The 16,976-nt window shown below is 68.8% G+C and carries 18 protein-coding genes; 4 read left to right on the top strand and 14 right to left on the bottom strand.

Translation table 11 applies throughout. The features are described 5' to 3' along the window. The first annotated feature begins 12 nt into the window (after positions 1-12). On the top strand, positions 13-807 hold the full coding sequence (locus tag K4G53_RS17110; protein ID WP_221386972.1) for a DedA family protein: 795 nt from the start codon (positions 13-15) through the stop codon (positions 805-807). A 61-nt stretch (positions 808-868) separates the two neighbouring features. Here the strand turns inward: K4G53_RS17110 and rdgB are convergent, their stop codons facing one another. The 6 genes from rdgB to clpS form a co-directional block, all read right to left on the bottom strand. Further along, positions 869-1,516 carry an RdgB/HAM1 family non-canonical purine NTP pyrophosphatase gene (rdgB, locus tag K4G53_RS17105; RefSeq protein WP_221386809.1) on the bottom strand — a complete coding sequence of 216 codons (648 nt, stop codon included), beginning with the start codon at positions 1,514-1,516 and terminating at the stop codon, positions 869-871. Next, positions 1,513-2,271 carry a ribonuclease PH gene (gene rph / locus K4G53_RS17100; RefSeq protein WP_260323646.1) on the bottom strand — a complete coding sequence of 253 codons (759 nt, stop codon included), beginning with the start codon at positions 2,269-2,271 and terminating at the stop codon, positions 1,513-1,515. The genes rdgB and rph overlap by 4 nt, the downstream gene beginning before the upstream one ends. A 60-nt stretch (positions 2,272-2,331) precedes the next feature. Next, entirely contained in the window at positions 2,332-3,129 is a 798-nt protein-coding gene (locus tag K4G53_RS17095; RefSeq protein ID WP_221386808.1) for an MBL fold metallo-hydrolase, read from the bottom strand. After that, positions 3,126-4,139, bottom strand: a complete 1,014-nt coding sequence (gene murI / locus K4G53_RS17090; RefSeq protein ID WP_221386970.1) for a glutamate racemase — start codon at positions 4,137-4,139, stop codon at positions 3,126-3,128. The genes K4G53_RS17095 and murI overlap by 4 nt, the downstream gene beginning before the upstream one ends. A 123-nt stretch (positions 4,140-4,262) precedes the next feature. Next, positions 4,263-4,829, bottom strand: coding sequence for a DUF2017 domain-containing protein (locus K4G53_RS17085; RefSeq protein WP_221386807.1), 567 nt, complete (start codon positions 4,827-4,829; stop codon positions 4,263-4,265). Further along, complete coding sequence (gene clpS, locus K4G53_RS17080) at positions 4,822-5,205, bottom strand: ATP-dependent Clp protease adapter ClpS (protein WP_221386806.1); 384 nt, start codon at positions 5,203-5,205, stop codon at positions 4,822-4,824. Before clpS ends, K4G53_RS17085 begins: the two co-directional genes overlap by 8 nt. A 38-nt stretch (positions 5,206-5,243) precedes the next feature. Between clpS and K4G53_RS17075 the strand changes: the two genes are divergently transcribed. Both K4G53_RS17075 and K4G53_RS17070 read left to right on the top strand, forming a co-directional pair. Continuing rightward, complete coding sequence (locus K4G53_RS17075; protein WP_221386805.1) at positions 5,244-6,572, top strand: nicotinate phosphoribosyltransferase; 1,329 nt, start codon at positions 5,244-5,246, stop codon at positions 6,570-6,572. A 9-nt stretch (positions 6,573-6,581) separates the two neighbouring features. Further along, positions 6,582-7,217 (top strand): isochorismatase family protein, encoded by a 636-nt coding sequence (locus K4G53_RS17070; RefSeq protein ID WP_221386804.1) that lies wholly within the window; start codon positions 6,582-6,584, stop codon positions 7,215-7,217. A gap of 19 nt (positions 7,218-7,236) precedes the next feature. Here K4G53_RS17070 and K4G53_RS17065 read toward each other — a convergent pair whose 3' ends face one another. The 5 genes from K4G53_RS17065 to K4G53_RS17045 all read right to left on the bottom strand — a co-directional run bounded on the left by K4G53_RS17065 (position 7,237) and on the right by K4G53_RS17045 (position 12,625). After that, positions 7,237-9,015 (bottom strand): DEAD/DEAH box helicase, encoded by a 1,779-nt coding sequence (locus K4G53_RS17065; RefSeq protein ID WP_221386803.1) that lies wholly within the window; start codon positions 9,013-9,015, stop codon positions 7,237-7,239. Continuing rightward, the gene (locus K4G53_RS17060) at positions 9,015-9,356 is read right to left on the bottom strand and encodes a DUF3039 domain-containing protein (RefSeq protein ID WP_221386802.1); all 342 of its coding nucleotides are present in this window, start codon (positions 9,354-9,356) and stop codon (positions 9,015-9,017) included. The genes K4G53_RS17065 and K4G53_RS17060 overlap by 1 nt, the downstream gene beginning before the upstream one ends. A 119-nt stretch (positions 9,357-9,475) precedes the next feature. Continuing rightward, a complete protein-coding gene (gene nagB, locus K4G53_RS17055) occupies positions 9,476-10,255 on the bottom strand; it encodes a glucosamine-6-phosphate deaminase (RefSeq protein WP_221386801.1) in 780 nt (259 codons plus the stop codon). Positions 10,256-10,277: 22 nt separating this feature from the next. Beyond that, positions 10,278-11,849 carry a transporter gene (locus K4G53_RS17050; RefSeq protein ID WP_221386800.1) on the bottom strand — a complete coding sequence of 524 codons (1,572 nt, stop codon included), beginning with the start codon at positions 11,847-11,849 and terminating at the stop codon, positions 10,278-10,280. Then, complete coding sequence (locus K4G53_RS17045; protein ID WP_221386799.1) at positions 11,831-12,625, bottom strand: ABC transporter ATP-binding protein; 795 nt, start codon at positions 12,623-12,625, stop codon at positions 11,831-11,833. Before K4G53_RS17045 ends, K4G53_RS17050 begins: the two co-directional genes overlap by 19 nt. 47 nt (positions 12,626-12,672) lie before the next feature. Between K4G53_RS17045 and K4G53_RS17040 the strand changes: the two genes are divergently transcribed. After that, positions 12,673-14,547: a Na+/H+ antiporter gene (locus K4G53_RS17040; protein ID WP_221386798.1), complete on the top strand. Its 1,875-nt coding sequence runs from the start codon at positions 12,673-12,675 to the stop codon at positions 14,545-14,547. A 34-nt stretch (positions 14,548-14,581) separates the two neighbouring features. Here K4G53_RS17040 and K4G53_RS17035 read toward each other — a convergent pair whose 3' ends face one another. From K4G53_RS17035 to K4G53_RS17025, 3 genes are read right to left on the bottom strand one after another with little or no spacing between them, the layout of a single operon-like run. Beyond that, positions 14,582-14,860 carry a DUF3253 domain-containing protein gene (locus tag K4G53_RS17035; RefSeq protein WP_221386797.1) on the bottom strand — a complete coding sequence of 93 codons (279 nt, stop codon included), beginning with the start codon at positions 14,858-14,860 and terminating at the stop codon, positions 14,582-14,584. A gap of 15 nt (positions 14,861-14,875) precedes the next feature. Beyond that, a complete protein-coding gene (locus K4G53_RS17030; protein WP_221386796.1) occupies positions 14,876-15,973 on the bottom strand; it encodes an NADH:flavin oxidoreductase/NADH oxidase in 1,098 nt (365 codons plus the stop codon). Further along, positions 15,973-16,962: a tetratricopeptide repeat protein gene (locus K4G53_RS17025; protein WP_221386795.1), complete on the bottom strand. Its 990-nt coding sequence runs from the start codon at positions 16,960-16,962 to the stop codon at positions 15,973-15,975. The genes K4G53_RS17030 and K4G53_RS17025 overlap by 1 nt, the downstream gene beginning before the upstream one ends. Positions 16,963-16,976: the final 14 nt, after the last annotated feature.

Here is a 16,976-nt window from a genome sequence, read left to right as displayed (position 1 = left end):
AACTTTCCTGTAATGAACGACCTCGCTGTGTCCATGCTGGGCGGTGCGGGACCGGTCCAGCCGCAGCTGGCCTCCTTCCTCCCCGACTGGCTGAACCCCCAGGTGTTCCTGGCCGATCCCGCCCTTGCACCCTGGGTGGTCCTGCTGGTGTGCGGGATCGTTTTTGCGGAGACCGGCCTGCTGGTGGGATTCTTCCTGCCGGGCGATTCCATGCTGTTCACCGCGGGCCTGCTGGTGGCTACGGACACCATCAAGTTCAACGTGTGGCTGCTGGCCCTGCTGATCGTGGTCTCGGCCATCATCGGCAACCAGACGGGCTACCTGATCGGGTCCAAGGCCGGACCGGCCATCTTCAACAAACCCAACTCGAGGCTGTTCAAGCGGGAAAACGTTGAGAACGCCCACGCGTTCTTCGAAAAGCACGGCGGCAAAGCCCTGATCCTGGCCCGCTTCGTGCCCATCATCCGCACCTTCGTTCCGGTGATCGTGGGCGTCGCGCAGATGAGCAGGAAGAAGTTCTTCCTCTACAACGTCATCGGCGCAGTCCTCTGGGGCGGCGGCGTCACGCTGCTCGGCTACCTGCTGGGCGACAAGGTCCCGTGGGTCCGCGACAACCTGGACATCATCTTCATCGCCATCGTGCTGGTCTCGGTGATCCCCATCGGCATCGAGGTCCTGCGCGGGCTGTCCGCCAAGCGCCAGGCCCGCGCCTACGGCACCGACGCCGTGGACGAGTACATCGAAGAGCACGCGCCGGAGGAGGAGCGCAAGACTCCGCGCAATATCCACGGCACCCGCCAGGAGTAGCCGCTTCCCACTAACAGCGCACAGGGTGCGCGCCCACGACGGGCGCGCACCTTTTGTGTTCCTACTCCGCGGCCTGTAGCGCCGCCACAATGGACGGAAGCAACGCACGGAAGGCTTTCCCGCGGTGGCTGATGGCGTTCTTTTCCTCGGCGGACAGTTCCGCGCAACTGCGGTCCTCGCCGGCCGGCTGGAGCACGGGGTCGTAGCCGAAGCCGCCCTCCCCCCGGGGCTCCCGCAGGAGGAACCCTTCCAGCTGGCCGTACTCCACCACTTCATGCCCCGGGCCGCCGGCGTTCCCGGGCACCGCGAGGGCCGCCGCGCAGACGAACGCTGCCCCGCGGTGCGCGTCCGGCACGTCGGAGAGCTGGTTCAGCAGGAGCTCCAGGTTGGCAGCGTCGTCACCGTGGCGCCCGGCCCAGCGTGCGGAGAAGATTCCGGGGGCGCCACCCATGACGTCCACCGCCAGGCCGGAGTCGTCGGCGATGGCCACCAGGCCCGTGGCACCGGCCACCGCACGCGCCTTCAGCAGCGAATTCTCGGCGAAGGTGACGCCGGTTTCGGCGACGTCGGGCGCACCCGCCGCCGCTGCATCCACCACCTGGGTGTCGACGTCGAGCCCGGGCACCTGCCCGCGCAGCAGTTCCCTCAGTTCGCGGAGCTTGCCCTTGTTGTGGGTGGCGAGCACCAGCCGCGCAGCAGGGACGCTCACAGGGTGTCCGCCAGGGTTTCGCGCTGGATCGCTGCCAGCTGCGTGGTGCCCAGCAGGGCCAGGTCCAGCAGCTGGTTCAGCTCCTCGCGGTCGAACGGGGCGCCCTCGGCGGTCCCCTGCACCTCGACGAACTTGCCCGAGCCGGTGACCACGACGTTCATGTCGGTCTCGGCCCGCACGTCCTCGACGTACGGCAGGTCCAGCATGGGGACGCCGTCGATGATGCCCACCGAAACGGCGGCAATGGTATCCAGGAGGGGCTGTGCGTTCTTGGCGATCAGCTTGGCCTCGCGCGCGAAGCGGATGGCGTCGGCCAGCGCCACGTAGGCGCCGGTGATCGCGGCCGTGCGCGTGCCGCCGTCGGCCTGCAGGACATCGCAGTCCAGGACTATGGTGTTTTCGCCCAGGGCCTTGGTGTCGATGATGGAGCGCAGCGACCGGCCGATCAGGCGCGAGATCTCGTGGGTGCGGCCGCCGATCTTTCCCTTGACGGATTCCCGGTCGGAGCGGGTGTTGGTGGCGCGCGGCAGCATGGCATATTCGGCGGTGACCCAGCCGCGGCCTTCGCCCTTGAGCCAGCGCGGAACTCCGGCGGTCAGGGAGGCCGTGCACAGCACCCGGGTGTTGCCGAATTCGATCAGTGCCGATCCCTCAGCCTGGTTGGACCATCCGCGGGTGATGCTGATGGGCCGGAGCTGGTCGGGGGCACGGCCGTCGGCGCGCACGATGGGCACTGCTGTTGCTTCAGATGTCATGCCTTTAGCTTATCGAGTGGCCGCCCGGGCGGCGCGCGGGGCACCCTGCAGGAGCAGCCCCTAGATCGTGTAGTGCACGCCCGCCACGGCAACGGCCACGTCACCGGGGAAGACCGGGCGGGCCTCCGCCATGACGGTGGTTTGGGACGTCCAGACGGGGATATGGGTCAGCAGCAGGCGGCGCGCACCGGCGGCAGCGGCGGCCTCGCCCGCCCGCTTGCCCGTAAGGTGGACGTCCTTGATGTCGCTGTCCCTGCCTTCCTCGAAGGCCGCCTCGCACAGGAACAGGTCGGCGTCCCTGGCCGCTTCCTCAAGCCCGGGACAGGAGTCGGTGTCGCCCGAGTACGTCAGCGTCCGGTGGACCGGGGTCCCGTCCTTGCCGGGCTCCGCCACGTCCACGCGCAGCGCGTAGGCCTCCTCGATGGGATGGTTCACCGCGTACGGGGTGACGGTGAAGGGTCCCACGGTGACGGGCTTCCGCTCCGCCCAGTTGGTGAAGTCGAACTCCTCGTGCATCCCGGGGTCCAGGTCCAGGCCGTACGCGGTGGCCATCCTGTCCGCCGTGGCCGCGGGGCCCCAGACGGGAATCCGGCCGCGTCCCCAGCCGCCGGGCTTCCAGCGGATGGCCACATGCAGGCCGCACAGGTCCATGCAGTGGTCCGGGTGCAGGTGGGTGAGGAAGATCGCGTCGATGTCCTCCAGGTCGGTGTAGCGCTGGATGGCCCCCAGTGCCCCGCTGCCAAGGTCCATCACCACCTTCCACGTCCGCTCGCCGTCGGTGGCGGTCAGCAGGTAGCACGACGCCGGGGAGCCGGGCCCGGGGAACGAGCCCGTGCACCCCACAATGGTCAGCTTCACAGGGCAGGTCCCCCGGCGCGGCCGGAATTTGCGAGGCCGCCGCCCACGAAGTTCGAGATGCGGGGGCGCTGCCGGGCACTTTGGGCTGCCGCGATCATCTCGGGGGTGATGCGGGCCAGGCTGCCGGTGGGGTACTGGGCCGCCACGTGGTCGACGTGGCGGACGGACAGCACCTCGGGGCCAAGGAACCGGCGGGCCAGTGCCTCGAACTGCCCGGCGTCGCCGGTGGCCACGAAGTGGTGCTCGGGCGGCGCTTCAGAGGTGCGCTGGAGGTTGTGGGTGGCCAGGGCGCGGTAGACGTCCTTGGCGGTTTCCTCGGCGCTGGAGACGAGCGTGACGTCGGCGCCCATCACGTACGAGATCACGCCAGTCAGCAGGGGGTAGTGGGTGCAGCCCAGGACCACCGTGTCCACGGCGGCGGCCTTCAGCGGTGCCAGGTATTCCTCCGCGACGGCGAGCAAGGCCGGGCCGGTGGTGATCCCGGCTTCCACGTAGCTGACGAACTCGGGGCACGCCACGGAGGTGATGTCGAGGTCCGGGGCTGCGGCGAACGTGTCCTCGTAGGCGCGCGAACCCACGGTGGCGGAGGTGCCGATGACGCCCACCTTGCCGGTGCGGGTGGCGGCGACCGCACGCCGCACCGCGGGCTGGATCACTTCGATCACCGGGATGCCGTACTTGGCCGTGTACCGCTCACGGGCGTCGCGCAGAACAGCGGCCGACGCCGAGTTGCAGGCGATGGTCAGCAGCTTGACTCCGGAGTCCACCAGTTCGTCCATCACGCCCAGGGCGTTGGCGCGCACCTCCGCGATGGGAAGGGGGCCGTACGGCCCGTGGGCGGTGTCCCCCACGTAGAGGATCGACTCGTTGGGGAGCTGGTCGATGATGGAGCGGGCCACGGTCAGGCCGCCAACTCCGGAGTCGAAGACGCCGATGGGCCGGGTTGCCAGGGCGGCGGCCGGAAGGTCGCCGGCCGCGGGCGCCGGTTCAGTTCGCGCTGACGGGTCCATGCTCGAGGCTGTTGTCATGATTATTCGAGGATAGGTGCTCCCCGATGTGTCAGGCATCATCTTGTGGCCTGCAACTCGTGTCTGATCTGTCACAAGGACCCCGGGAACGGCAACTGCCGTTGCTCAACGCCGGGATTCCAGCGACTGCAGCATGGCCTGGACCAGGGACTCCTGCAGCCACGTGGTGAAGTTGTACACCAGCGCCAGGTAGCTCTCCACATCCTCGGCCTGGGACCAGTCCTGCATCCGGTGGACGTGCTCCGCGTCGGCTTCATCCCTGATGTCCAGCCGTTCGGCCAGGACCAGCCGCACATCGTTCAGCGCCATGGACCAGTGCCGTGCCCCCTCGGGCGTCAGCACGATCTCGTCCTTGTCCAGGTCCAGGGCGGCTGCGCGCAGGGCCCCGATCTTCGTTTCCCGCAGCGAACGCTCGGTGAGCTGGCGGAACTCAAGGCTGGCCGCGCCGTCGTCCTTCACCACGTTAGGCAGCAAACGCCGGACGGCACGGTCCGTGGGCTCGGCCACGTCCATGTCCAGGCCGATCAGTGCCGCCAGCGGGTCCTGCCCGGTGCGTTCCTCGGGCTGGAGCATGGAGATGACGTCGTCGATCAGGCTGCGCAGCAGGTCCCGTTCGGCCGGTTCCAGGTAGCCGGTGATGCCCTTGAGCCCGTATTTGAATGCCTTAGCCACGTTTCCCCTTGCCCTGGCCCGGGCCGCCGGACTTGCCTGAATTGCCGCTGTGGCCGCCGCTTGCCTTCTCCACCGTGGCCCACAGGCCGAAGCCGTGCATCGCCACCGCGTGCCGCTCCACCTGTTCCTTGCTGCCCGAGGCCACGATGGAGCGGCCCTTCTTGTGGACTTCCATCATCAGCTTGTTGGCTTTGCTTTCGGAGTAGCCAAAGTAGCTTTGGAACACGTAACTGACGTAGCTCATGAGATTGACGGGATCGTTCCAGATCACCAGGTTCCAGGGGATGTCCGGCGCGGTCAGCGAGTCGGTGGACTCTGCTGTGCCGGTCCGGATGCCCTCCTGTGTATCAGGGCCGGGCGCAACGCTTATGGTCATCTGTCCATTCTATGGGGACGCCCGATAGAGTGACTTTCGTGAGCACCTCAGCCGGCTGGGACCATCCCCGCACGTCCTTTTACACCGACCACTACGAGCTGACCATGCTCCAGGCGTCCCTCCATTCAGGCGCGGCACACCGCAGGTCCGTGTTCGAGGCGTTCGCCCGGCGGCTGCCCGACGGCCGGCGCTACGGCATCGTGGCAGGCACGGGGCGCCTCCTGGAAGGCATCGCCAACTTCCGCTTCGGTGAGGCTGAACTGGAGTTCCTGGAGCGCACGAAGGTAGTGAACGCGGAAACCCTGGAATACCTGGCCAACTACAGGTTTTCGGGCGACATCTGGGGCTACGCCGAAGGCGAGGCGTACTTCCCCAACTCCCCGATCCTCATTGTCGAGGGCACGTTCGCAGAGGCCTGCATGCTGGAGACGTACATCCTCTCGGTCCTCAACCACGACACCGCCATCGCCTCCGCCGCATCCCGGATGGTCAGTGCCGCGCACGGCCGGCCCTGCATCGAAATGGGGTCACGGCGCACGCACGAGGAAGCCGCCCCCGCATCAGCACGGGCGGCCATCATTGCCGGCTTTGACAGCACCTCCAACCTTGAGGCCGGCATCCGCTACGGGGTGAAAACCGTGGGCACCGCGGCCCACTCGTTCACGCTGCTGCATGACACCGAGCGGGACGCCTTCGAGGCGCAGATAGCCTCGCTTGGCGAGGGCACGTCGCTGCTGGTGGACACATACGACGTCGAAAAAGCCGTCCGCACGGCCGTTGACCTGGCCGGGCACCGGCTGGGCGCGGTCCGGCTGGACTCCGGCGACCTGGTGGACCAGGCGCAGTGGGTGCGCCGGCTGCTGGACGACCTCGGCAACGAAAACACCAAGATCGTTGTCACGTCCGACCTTGACGAGTACGCCATCGCGGCCCTGCAGTCCGCCCCCGTGGACTCCTACGGCGTGGGCACCTCGCTCGTGACAGGCTCGGGGGCCCCCACGGCCAGCATGGTCTACAAGCTCGTCAGCCGCACCGACGACGACGGGAACTTCGTGTCCGTGGCCAAGGCAGCCAAGAACAAGGCGAGCGTTGGCGGGCGCAAGTACGCGCTGCGGAAGCTGGACGAGCGCGGTACCGCCACCGCCGAGGTGGTGGGCGTGGGCCATCGGCCCGAGGATGACGGCAACGACCGGCCGCTGCTGCAGCAGTTCATGAAGAACGGCGAGCTGCTGCCGGGATGGACCGGCCACGAGGGAGTAGTCCGGGCCCGCCAGCGGCACGCGGAGTCAATGGCGGAACTGCCGCCGGTGGTCAACCGGCTCCAGCGCGGCGAAGCTGCGATCCCCACCCTCTACGAAGACAACTGAGGAGAACTGATGTCCCGGGCCTTGATCATCGTTGACGTCCAGAACGATTTCTGCGAGGGCGGATCGCTCGCTGTCCCCGGCGGCGCGGCCGTGGCCGGCGCCATCAGCGAGTACCTGGACGCCCACCACGGCCAGTTCGACCATGTGGTGGCCACCCAGGACTGGCACATCGATCCCGGCAGCCATTTTTCCGACACCCCCGACTACAAGGACAGCTGGCCGCCGCACTGCGTGGCCGGCACCCGGGGCGCGGAGCTTCATCCCGACCTCGACACCGAATACATCCAGGCCTACTTCCGGAAGGGGCAGTTCGCCGCCGCGTACTCCGGTTTCGAAGGGCTGCTGGCCCCCGAGGACGCTGTCCCCACCGGCGAACGGCAGGCCGGCGGCCTGGCCGCCGCCGCTGACGCGGAACGGCTGGCCGAGGGGGACGCCATCGGACTGGATGACTGGCTGCAGAGCCACGACGTCGAGGACGTGGTGGTGGTGGGCATCGCCACCGACTACTGCGTGAAAGCCACGTCGCTTGACGCAGTCCAGGCCGGCTACGGCGTGACCGTCATCAGGTCACTGACCGCAGGCATCGCCGAAGACCTCGAAGAGGCCGTTGCAGAAATGGAGCTCGGCGGCGTGGACGTCGCCTAGTTTCGACGTCGCCCCACCGCTACTTGCGGCCGACGAACCAGTCCTGGAGCTTGCGCAGCCGGGACTTCAGCTGCTCTTCGTTGGCCTGTGCCACCGGCGGTCCGCCACAGACGGTCCTGAGCTTGGTATGCACCACGCCGTGCGGCGTCCCGGTCCGGGCAGCCCACGCCGCCACGTTCTTGGCCAGTTCGTTCCGCAGGTCCATCAGCATGCGGTGGTCCGGGACGGCGGGGGCAGCGGGCTCCGCCGCCGGCGCCTTCCGGTTCTTCCGGTTCAGTTGCTCGTGCTGGCGCTGGCGCAGGAGCGTGCCCACCTGCTCGGCATCCAAAAGCCCGGGGATCCCCAGGAAGTCCATCTCGTCGTCGGACCCCACCTCGCCGCCGGTGCCGAACTCACCGCCGTCAAACAACACGCGGTCGAAGGAGGCCTGGGAATCCAGGGCCTCGAACTTGCCCTTGGTGAGGCTGTCCGAGGCCTTGTCCTCCCGGTTCGCCTCCGCCATAAGGGAGTCTTCCGGGTTGAAGAGCCCGTCCGGGTCCTCCTTTTCCGGCCGGTCCAGGGCGTGGTCCCGCTCCATCTCCATGGAGTTGGCCAGTGCCATCAGCTGCGGCACGGACGGCAGGAACACCGACGCCGTCTCGCCCCGTTTACGGGCACGCACGAACCGGCCAACGGCCTGGGCGAAGAACAGCGGGGTGGAGGTGGACGTGGCGTAGACACCCACGGACAGCCTCGGCACGTCCACGCCTTCGGAGACCATGCGGACCGCAACCATCCAGCGTTTGTCGCCGGCGGAGAACTCCTCGATCTTGCTGGAGGCCTTCGCGTCATCGGAAAGGATGACCGTGGGCGACTCCCCCGTGATCCTCTTCAGCTGGCCGGCGTAGGCGCGGGCGTCCTCGTGGTCGGTGGCAATGACCAGGCCGCCGGCGTCGGGCACGGTGCGCCGTACCTCGCTGAGGCGCTTGTCCGCGCCGGCCAGGACGGCGGGGATCCACTCGCCGGCGGGGTTCAGGGCGGTCCGCCAGGCATGGCTGGTGATGTCCTTGGTGACCGCGGCCTCGCCCAGCGACGCCGCCATCTCCTCGCCGGCGCTGGTGCGCCAGCGCATCTGGCCGGAGTAGGCCATGAACATCACCGGCCGGACCACATGGTCCCGCAGCGCGTTGCCGTAGCCGTACGTGTAGTCCGCCTTGGAGCGCCGGATGCCGTCCCGGTCCTCTGCGTACTCCACGAACGGGATGGGCGAGGTGTCCGAACGGAACGGCGTACCGGTCAGGGACAGCCGGCGCACGGCGGGGTCGAACGCCTCGCGCAGGCCGTCACCCCAGGACAGCGCCTCGCCGCCGTGGTGGATCTCATCCAGGATCACCAGCGTGCGGGCGGCCTCGGTCTTGGCCCGGTGCAGCAGGGGCTTGCTTGCAACCTGCGCATAGGTGACAGCGACGCCGATGAACCCGCGGCCGTGCTGGCCGTCGGAGTTCTTGAAGTTGGGGTCGATGGCGATGCCCACCCTGGCGGCGGCGTCCGCCCACTGCCGCTTCAGGTGGTCGGTGGGTGCCACGATCGTCACCCGGTTCACGGCACCGGAGTCGATGAGCGTTGAGGCAATCCGCAGCGCGAAGGTGGTCTTGCCGGCGCCGGGGGTTGCCACCGCGAGGAAGTCGCGCGGGCTGTTCTTCAGATAGAGGTCAAGGGCTTCCTGCTGCCAGGCACGGAGTTTCGGGGCGGTTCCCCAGGCTGCACGTTCCGGGTAGGCCGGGGGCAGGGTGGGACCGCCAAAGAGCGTCTCCGTCACTACTGGTTGCTGCCCGAGTCCCCTCCGGGACCCTTGCCGCCGTCGTTGCCCGGGCGAAGGCCCTCATAGACCTCTTTGCACGTGGGGCAGACCGGGAACTTCTTCGGGTCCCGGCCCGGCGTCCAGACCTTGCCGCACAATGCGATGACGGGCTCCCCGGTCATCGCGGACTCCATGATCTTCTCCTTGCGCACGTAGTGCGAAAAGCGCTCCCGGTCCCCCGGTTCCACTTCCTGGCGCAGTTCCTCGCGCTCAATGGTGGCCGTGGACGTTCCAGCCCCGGAAAGCTCGCGCATCGGGTCGTTTTCGAGAGGGTCCGTCATGCTAGTCATGCCAACCATCTTAGCCGTTCCCCCGGCCCGGCGTCCGACGGCGGCGCGTGCCGTGCCGGACGAAACCCACCCTCCTGCGCTGGCCAGCGTCGTCCTCTTCCGGAGGGCTGGCGCCGGCCGCGCCCGGGCTACAGCCCCTGCCAGGCCGGCTTGTGGTCGTAGGTGTGCCGGTAGAAATCGGCAAGCCGGAGCCCGGAGGCGGCGGCCTCGTCCAGCAGGATGGTGGCGTGCGGATGGAACTGCAGTATCGAGGCCGGGCAGATGGCTGCCACCGGCCCCTCCACGAAGTCGCGGACCGCCTGCGCCTTCTGCGCGCCGGTGGCGAGCAGGATCACATGCCGGGCATCCATGATGGTGCCCAGGCCCTGTGTCAGGACATGGTGCGGCACCTCTGCCAGGCTGTTGAAGAACCGGGCGTTGTCGCGCCGCGTCTGTTCAATGAGGCTTTTGATCCGCGTGCGCGAGGCGAAGGAGGAGCCCGGTTCGTTGAACGCGATGTGGCCGTCCGTACCCACCCCAAGCAGTTGCAGGTCCACTCCGCCCGCCGCCCGGATCGCCTCCTCGTAGGCAGCGCACGCAGCAGGGATGTCGGCGGCCGCGCCGTCAGGACCGTGGACATTCCCGGGGGCGATGTTCACCCGGTTGGTGAATTCCCTGCGGATCACCTCCCGATAGGATTCCGGGTGCCCGGCCGGCAGCCCCACGTATTCATCGAGGGTGAACGCGGACGCCCGGCTGAAGTCCAGGCCCTGGGCGTGCCGGGCTGCAAGTTCGTCGTAAACAGGCAGCGGCGATGAACCCGTCGCCAGGCCCAGGACCGCGTCAGGCTTGCGCCGGACCAGGTCCTCGATGGCGTCCGCTGCCAGCCTGCCAAGCTGTTTACTGCCGCCCAGGATCACTACTTCCATGCCATTTCCTTCCGGTGGGTTCTCAGCGATTAATGGAAACCTGCGCCAGGAGGTCCGGCCCCCGGGCATCGAGCCACCTGCCGCCCAGCCGGACTCCGGCCAGGAACAGCGCCAGCCCCAGCACACTGCCGGCCGCAAGGTTCAGCCAGCCAAAGAGGGCGTTGCCCGTGAGCGCCTCGGCGAGCAGCAGCGCAGCTTCCGGCAGCACCAGGACCCCAAGGACCGCCATGCCGAGGAACTGCACAGCAAGGGTCTGGCCAACGTTGCCCGGCGGCTTCTTGAACGGGCTGTCCCCCGGCAGCGGAACCGTCACGGTGTACCGGGCCGAGACCACCGAGGACAGTCCGAGGCCGGTGAACAGTATTCCCAGGCTCAATCCCAGCCGCCCCGGCAAGGCAGCCCATTCGTGGGAGAACGCGGCGTAGCCCACCGCGAAGACCAGCACCACCGGCAACGCGAACACCATGCATGCCAGCGCCCTGCCCAACCGGTCTGCCACCCCGGACACGCCGGTGGCCAGGTGCAGGGCGAACGCGGTGTTGTCGTAGGAGACGTCGGCGGAGATCGACCAGGCCAGGATGAAGGCGGACAGCGGAGCCAGGAGCGCCAGGCTCCCGTAGTTCCCGGTCTGCGTTCCCTGGAAAGCAAGCACCACCGGGAGCAGCGGGATCACCACCAGGGAGCCCGAATACCGCGGATCGCGGAGCCAGTAAATGAGCGAGCGAGCCATCACGGCACCGGCGGGGGTGGCAGGCAGCACGCCCAGGAGTCCCAGCCGGCTGCCCTTGCGCTTCGCGCCGCCTGCATACGGGGGCGTCACCAGCGCGCGCTCCAGGAGCAGTTTCCAGCACCAGGCGAGCGCGGCGAGGGAGGCCAAAGACACCAGCAGTTTCAATACAGCGGCCCCTGCACGGCCCGCTGCCACATCGCCGGCCAGTGCCCACGGAGCCCCGAGCGGGGTCCACGAAAGCGTGCGGGCAAAATCCGGCAGGAAAGCCGCGGAGGCGGAGATGCCGCGGCCCACCGCTGCCACGATGGGGCCCAGCAGGACCAGGGGCACCATGAACGCGATGGAACTGGTGTCCTTGAAGCGCCGGGACGCTGCAAGGCTCGCGGTCGCGGTGGTGGTCACCTTGGCCAGCACCACGCAGGTGAGGACGCCCAGGCAGGCACCCAGCAGGGCCGACAGCGCAGGCAGCACCCCGCGGGACCACGTCACCACGGTGGACAGTGCCACCAACAACGTGGCCAGCCCGGGGATCCCGATCAGCCCGCCGAGTGCCAGGCCGGCCAGCAGCTGCGGCATCGGGATCGCGAAGGTGGTGAAGCGCGCCGGGTCAAGGGTCATGTCCGTGGCAGATGCCACCAGCGGAACAACGCCCCAGCCCGCCACGGCGGCCGCGCCGCCCAGGACCACGGCTGTGTAGGCGATTTCCTGGCTGGCGTTGCGCAGCAGGACCAAGGCAAGGATCAGCGTCGCCACCACACCGAGCGCGTACAGCCCGGCAATGGCTATTCCCACCAGCTGCCAGCGGCTGCGGCGTAAACCGTTGCGCAGCAGCGTGAGCTTGAGCCTTAGAAGGTGCGCAACCATTCCAGCCCTTCCGTGTGGGTATGGCCGCCGACCAGTTGCACGAACCGGTCCTCCAGGGAAGCTCCCGCACGGACCTGGTCCACCGTTCCGGCCGCCAGCAGCCGGCCGCGGGCAACAACCGCCACGTGGTCGCACATCCGCTGGACCAGGTCCATCACGTGGCTGGACACGATGACGGTGCCGCCGGACGCGACGTAGCGGTCCAGGATGGAGCGGATGTTGGCTGCCGACACGGGATCGACAGCCTCAAAGGGCTCGTCGAGGACCAGCAGCCGGGGCGCATGGATCATGGCCGACACCAGGGCGATCTTCTTGGTCATGCCGGCGGAGTAGTCCACCACCAGGGTCCCGGCGTCCCCGGTGAGGTCCATGGCCGCCAGCAGCTCCCGCGCCCGCGCGGACACCACGTCCCGTTCCATCCCCCGCAGCAGCCCCGCGTAAGTGATGAGCTGTTCACCGGTGAGCCGGTCGAAGAGCCGTACCCCGTCGGGCAGGATTCCCATGAGGCGCTTGGCCTGCAGCGGATGCTGCCAGACGTCCACGCCGTGTACCAGGGCCGTGCCAAAGTCGGGACGCAGGAGCCCGGTTGCCATGGACAGGGTGGTGGTCTTGCCGGCGCCGTTGGGTCCCACAATTCCGAAGAATGATCCGGCAGGGACCTCCAGGCTGAGCCCGTCCACGGCGATCTTGCCGCCGAACCTCTTGGCCAGCCCACGGATGGAAAGGGCGGCGACGGGTGCCGCCTCCGGGGCCTGGGCTGGTATCGGCGTTGTCATACCGCCAGCCTAGCCGCCAGGCCCGCAGTCGGTGCCAGACTAAACAGATGGATATCGCGCTGGGCCTGCTGGCCATCGTTGCGGTGGTCTGCGCCGGAAGTGCCCTCGGCCGCCTGGTCAACGTACCGGTCCCGCTGCTGCTCGTCCTGGCGGGCGTTGCCGGCTCATTCCTGCCGTTCATCCCGCCGGTGGACCTGAACCCCGAACTGGTGCTCGTTGGCCTGCTCCCGCCGCTGCTGTATGCGGCCGCGTTCAGGACATCCTTGTTCGACTTCAGTTCGAACCGTCGCTCCATCGGGCTGCTGTCAGTGGGCTACGTCGTCTTCGGCACGCTGGCTGTGGGCCTGGTGGTGTGGTGGATCTTTCCTGAAATTCCCTTGGCCGCGGCGTTCGCGCTCGGGGCTGTGGTTGCGCCGCCTGACGCCGTGGCGGCGACGGCGATCGCGCGCAGGGTGGGCATGCCGCGGCGGATCGTGAACATCCTGGAGGGCGAATCGCTGGTCAACGACGCCACGGCGCTGGTTTGCCTGCGCGCCGCAGTGGCGGCCATCGCCGGCTCCGTCTCTGTACTCGACGTGGCCGGCGGCTTTGCGCTGGCCGCAGGTGGCGGCCTGGTGGTCGGCCTCGCCGCCGCATACCTCCTGACCGAAATCCGGAAGCGGGTCAGCAACGTGGCGATCAATACGTCGACGTCGCTGATGGCGCCCTTTGTCGCCTTCCTTCCGGCCGAGGCCATCCACGCGTCCGGCGTGCTCGCCGTCGTCGTCACCGGCCTGGTGATGGGCACCAAGGCGCCGGCGATGCCCAACGGCGCCGCACGGCAAAGCGCCCGGAGCAACTGGGACACCGTGCAGTTCCTGCTGGAGAACTCCGTGTTCCTGCTGATCGGCCTGCAGGTGCGGACCATCGTGGAAAGCGTCCAGGACGATTCCCTGGGCGTGGGCCGGGTGTGGCTGGGCTGCGCCGCGATCCTGCTGGCGGTGCTGGTGCTGCGCCCCGCCTGGGTTTTTCCCACTACCTACCTGCCCCGCCTGATCCCGGCCGTGCGCCGGAAGGATCCGGCACCGCCGTGGCAGTTCCCCGCCATCGTGTCGTGGGCGGGCATGCGGGGCGTGGTCACGCTGGCCGCCGTCCTGACGCTGCCCGATGACCTTGAGCACCGCAACGTGCTGGTCCTGGCAGCCATGGTGGTGGTGGCGGGCACGCTGGTCCTGCAGGGACTGACGCTGCCGGGCCTGGTCCGGGTGCTGGGGGTGCCGCGGCCGGACAAACGGGAGGACGCGTTGAACCAGGCCTCGCTGATGCAGCTGGCCACCGCCGCGGGCCTGGAGCGGCTCGAGCAGCTGCGGCGGGAGGGCGACCCGCCCGAGGTCATGGACATGCTCCGGCGGCGGACGCAGGAGCGCGGGCTGGCGGCCTGGGAGCGGCTGGGCAGGCCCGGCACCGAGGCGGCCACCCCGAGCCAGCGCTACGCCCAGTTGAGGATGGCGATGCTCGAGGCCGAGCGGGACAAGGTGCTGGAACTGAGGAGCGGCGGGGACTTCGCACATGAAGTCCTGAGCGAGGTGCTGGAACGCCTCGACGTCGAAGAGTCCATGCTGGACGCAACCCTCCACGAACTCGGCTCGGGCGTGGAGGGCGGCGGCGAGGGACTGTCCCAGCCGGGCGGGGCCTGCGACCACTTGGCCACCGCACTGCCCTCGCCGGTTCCCGCCAGTCCTGCCTGCGCGGAGTGTGCCAGGGAAGGAACCACCCCGGTCCACTTGCGGATGTGCCTGGGATGCGGAAATGTGGCCTGCTGCGATTCATCCCCCGGCCGGCACGCGAGCCGGCATTTCAGGGAATCCGGCCACCCGGTCATGCGCAGCATCGAACCCGGCGAGCAGTGGCGCTGGTGCTACGTGGATGACCTGCTGGGCTGAGCCGCAGGCACGAGCCGGCCGGCTTCAGTGGCCGTCAGCGGACCTTGCGGATACGGATCGGCCCCTTGGCAGTGGCGGGATCCACCGCAGAACCGCCCTGCGTGACCTGGACTGCACCGGATTCCACCAGCCGCCGCGCCGCTTGGCGTACCGGCTCCATCAGGGCCCGCCACTCGTCCCCGCCCACCGCGCGGGCAGCATCGGACGGGCAAATGGTGGCCGCCGGGGCGCGCGAGGCCAGAAGGCCCAGGATGGTGGCTTCAAGCTCCTGGTCCGTTGGGCGTGGCGCCCCGTCCGGGGGCTCGCGGGTCATCTGCAGCTCGCAGGCTCAGAAGGTCCGCCGGGGAACGGCGCGCTCGTATTGTGGCGGCCAGGCGAGATCGTGGCCCAGTTCGAAGGCCGCGCGGAGCCACCAGTGCGGGTCCCTCAGTGCCGCCCTCGCGATGAAGACGCCATCAGCCTGTCCGGTGGCGATGGCATGCTCGGCCTGGCCGGGAGTGGTCACCAGTCCCACGGTGCCGGTGGCGACCCCCGACTCTTCCCGGATGGCGGCGGAGAACCCGGTCTGGTAGCCCAATCCCGGCTTGATCTGCTGGTGGGCCACTGCCCCGCCGCTGGAGACATCCACGAGGTCCACGCCATGTGCGGCCGCCTCGCGGGCAAGCCGGACCGAGGCGCCCTGGTCCACACCACCCGCCGCCCAGTCCGTGGCCGAGATCCGGAGCAGCAGTGGCATGGAATCGGGAATAACAGCGCGCACGGCGTCAACCACGGCCAGCATCAGCCGGTTCCGGCCCGCCTCGTCCCCGCCCCACTCGTCGTCACGCTGGTTGATCAGCGGACTCTGGAACTGGTGCAGCAGGTAGCCGTGGGCCCCGTGGATCTCCATGGTGTCGAAGCCTGCATCCACCGCACGGACCGCCGCGGCGGCAAAATCGGCGATCACCCCCTGGATTTGGTCCACGGTCATCGCAGCAGGGGCGGCGTAGCCTTCAAAGGAGGTCGTGGACGGGCCCAGCGTGTCCCAGCCGCCGTCGGAGGCCGGAACGCTCCCGTGCTTGCCCGAGAACGGCCAGTACGTGGACGCCTTGCGTCCCGCGTGGGCCAGCTGCACGCCGATCCGGGTGCCGGCAGCACCGTTCCGGTGCACAAAGGTGATGATCCGCTCCCAGGCCGCAGCCTGTTCGTCGTTGTACAGTCCCGCATCACGGGGACTGATCCGGCCCTCCGCGTTGACGGCCGCCGCCTCGGTCAGGATCATCGCCGCGCCGCCCACCGCGAAGCCGCCCAGGTGCACCAGGTGCCAGTCGTTGGGGACGCCGGGGGCGGCGTCGGGATCGCAGCTGTACTGGCACATGGGCGAGACCCAGCCCCTGTGCTGCAACTCCAGCGAACGCAGCGCCAGGGGATCGAACAGGCCGGGCACTAGAAGAGCACCCGGGCCAGCGCCTGCCGGGCTTTGGCGACGCGTTCGTCAGCAGCACCGACGACGTCGAACAGTTCCAGCAGCCTGACCCGTGCGGTCTCGCGCTCTGGGCCGAAGTTCCTGCCGATAAAAGCCACCAGCCGGTTCAGTGCGTCTTCCACGTGCCCGCCGGCGATGTCCAGGTCCGCCACGCCAAGCTGCGCCTCAAGGTTGTCGGGTTCGTTGGCCGCCAGGGAGCGCAGCGCTTCGCTGTCCTGGGCTGACATCGGCTGCAGCCGCCCCATCAGCTCCACCTGCGCCAGCCCGGCCTTGGCCTCATGGTCTGACGGCATTTCCTTCAGGGCCCGGCGGTAGGCCTCGGCAGCGGCCGGGTAGTCGCCGGCCTCGATGGCGTCGAAGGCGGCCTGGTGCAGCGGAGGAAGCGGCGCTGGCTCCTGTTCTGCGGCAGCTCCCCCGCCCAGGCTTCCGGTGACACCGTTGGCAGCGGCCACCTTGAGCAGTTCATCGAACAGGCCACGTACCTGCTGTTCGTCCGCACCGCCCTGGAAGAGCGGCACGGGCTGGCCCTTTACGACGGCGACGGCCGTGGGCACGGCCTGCACCTGGAAGGCCTGGGCGAGCTGCGGGAACGCTTCGATGTCGGCCGCGCCGAGGACCAGGCGGCCGCCGTAACCGGCCACCACGCGGTCCAGGGTTTCGAGCATCCTGGCGGACTCCGGCGAATAGGAGGCCCACAGGGCGAAGACCACCGGCACCTGCGCGGAGAGTTCCACCAACTGCTGGAAGTTGGCTTCGGTGACATTCACCTTCAGCTCCGGCCCGCCGCCCTGTCCACCGGGCTGCGCTGCGGGAGGCGCCTGGCCGCCGGAACCTGGCTGGGCTCCGGAAGGAGCTGCCGGGCGCTTCAGCGAGGAAAGGTCGACGGCGCCACGCAGGTTAAGCGGGTTGGCGGCGGCAGGAGGAACTGGACGGGAAGCTGGCGAACTCATGTTTCCCACTCTAA

It is taken from the genome of Arthrobacter sp. MAHUQ-56, assembly GCF_019710585.1.
Lineage (GTDB): Bacteria > Actinomycetota > Actinomycetes > Actinomycetales > Micrococcaceae > Arthrobacter.
The sequence above is the reverse complement of the archived record's forward strand: the minus strand, read 5'-3'. Positions and strand labels throughout refer to the sequence as shown.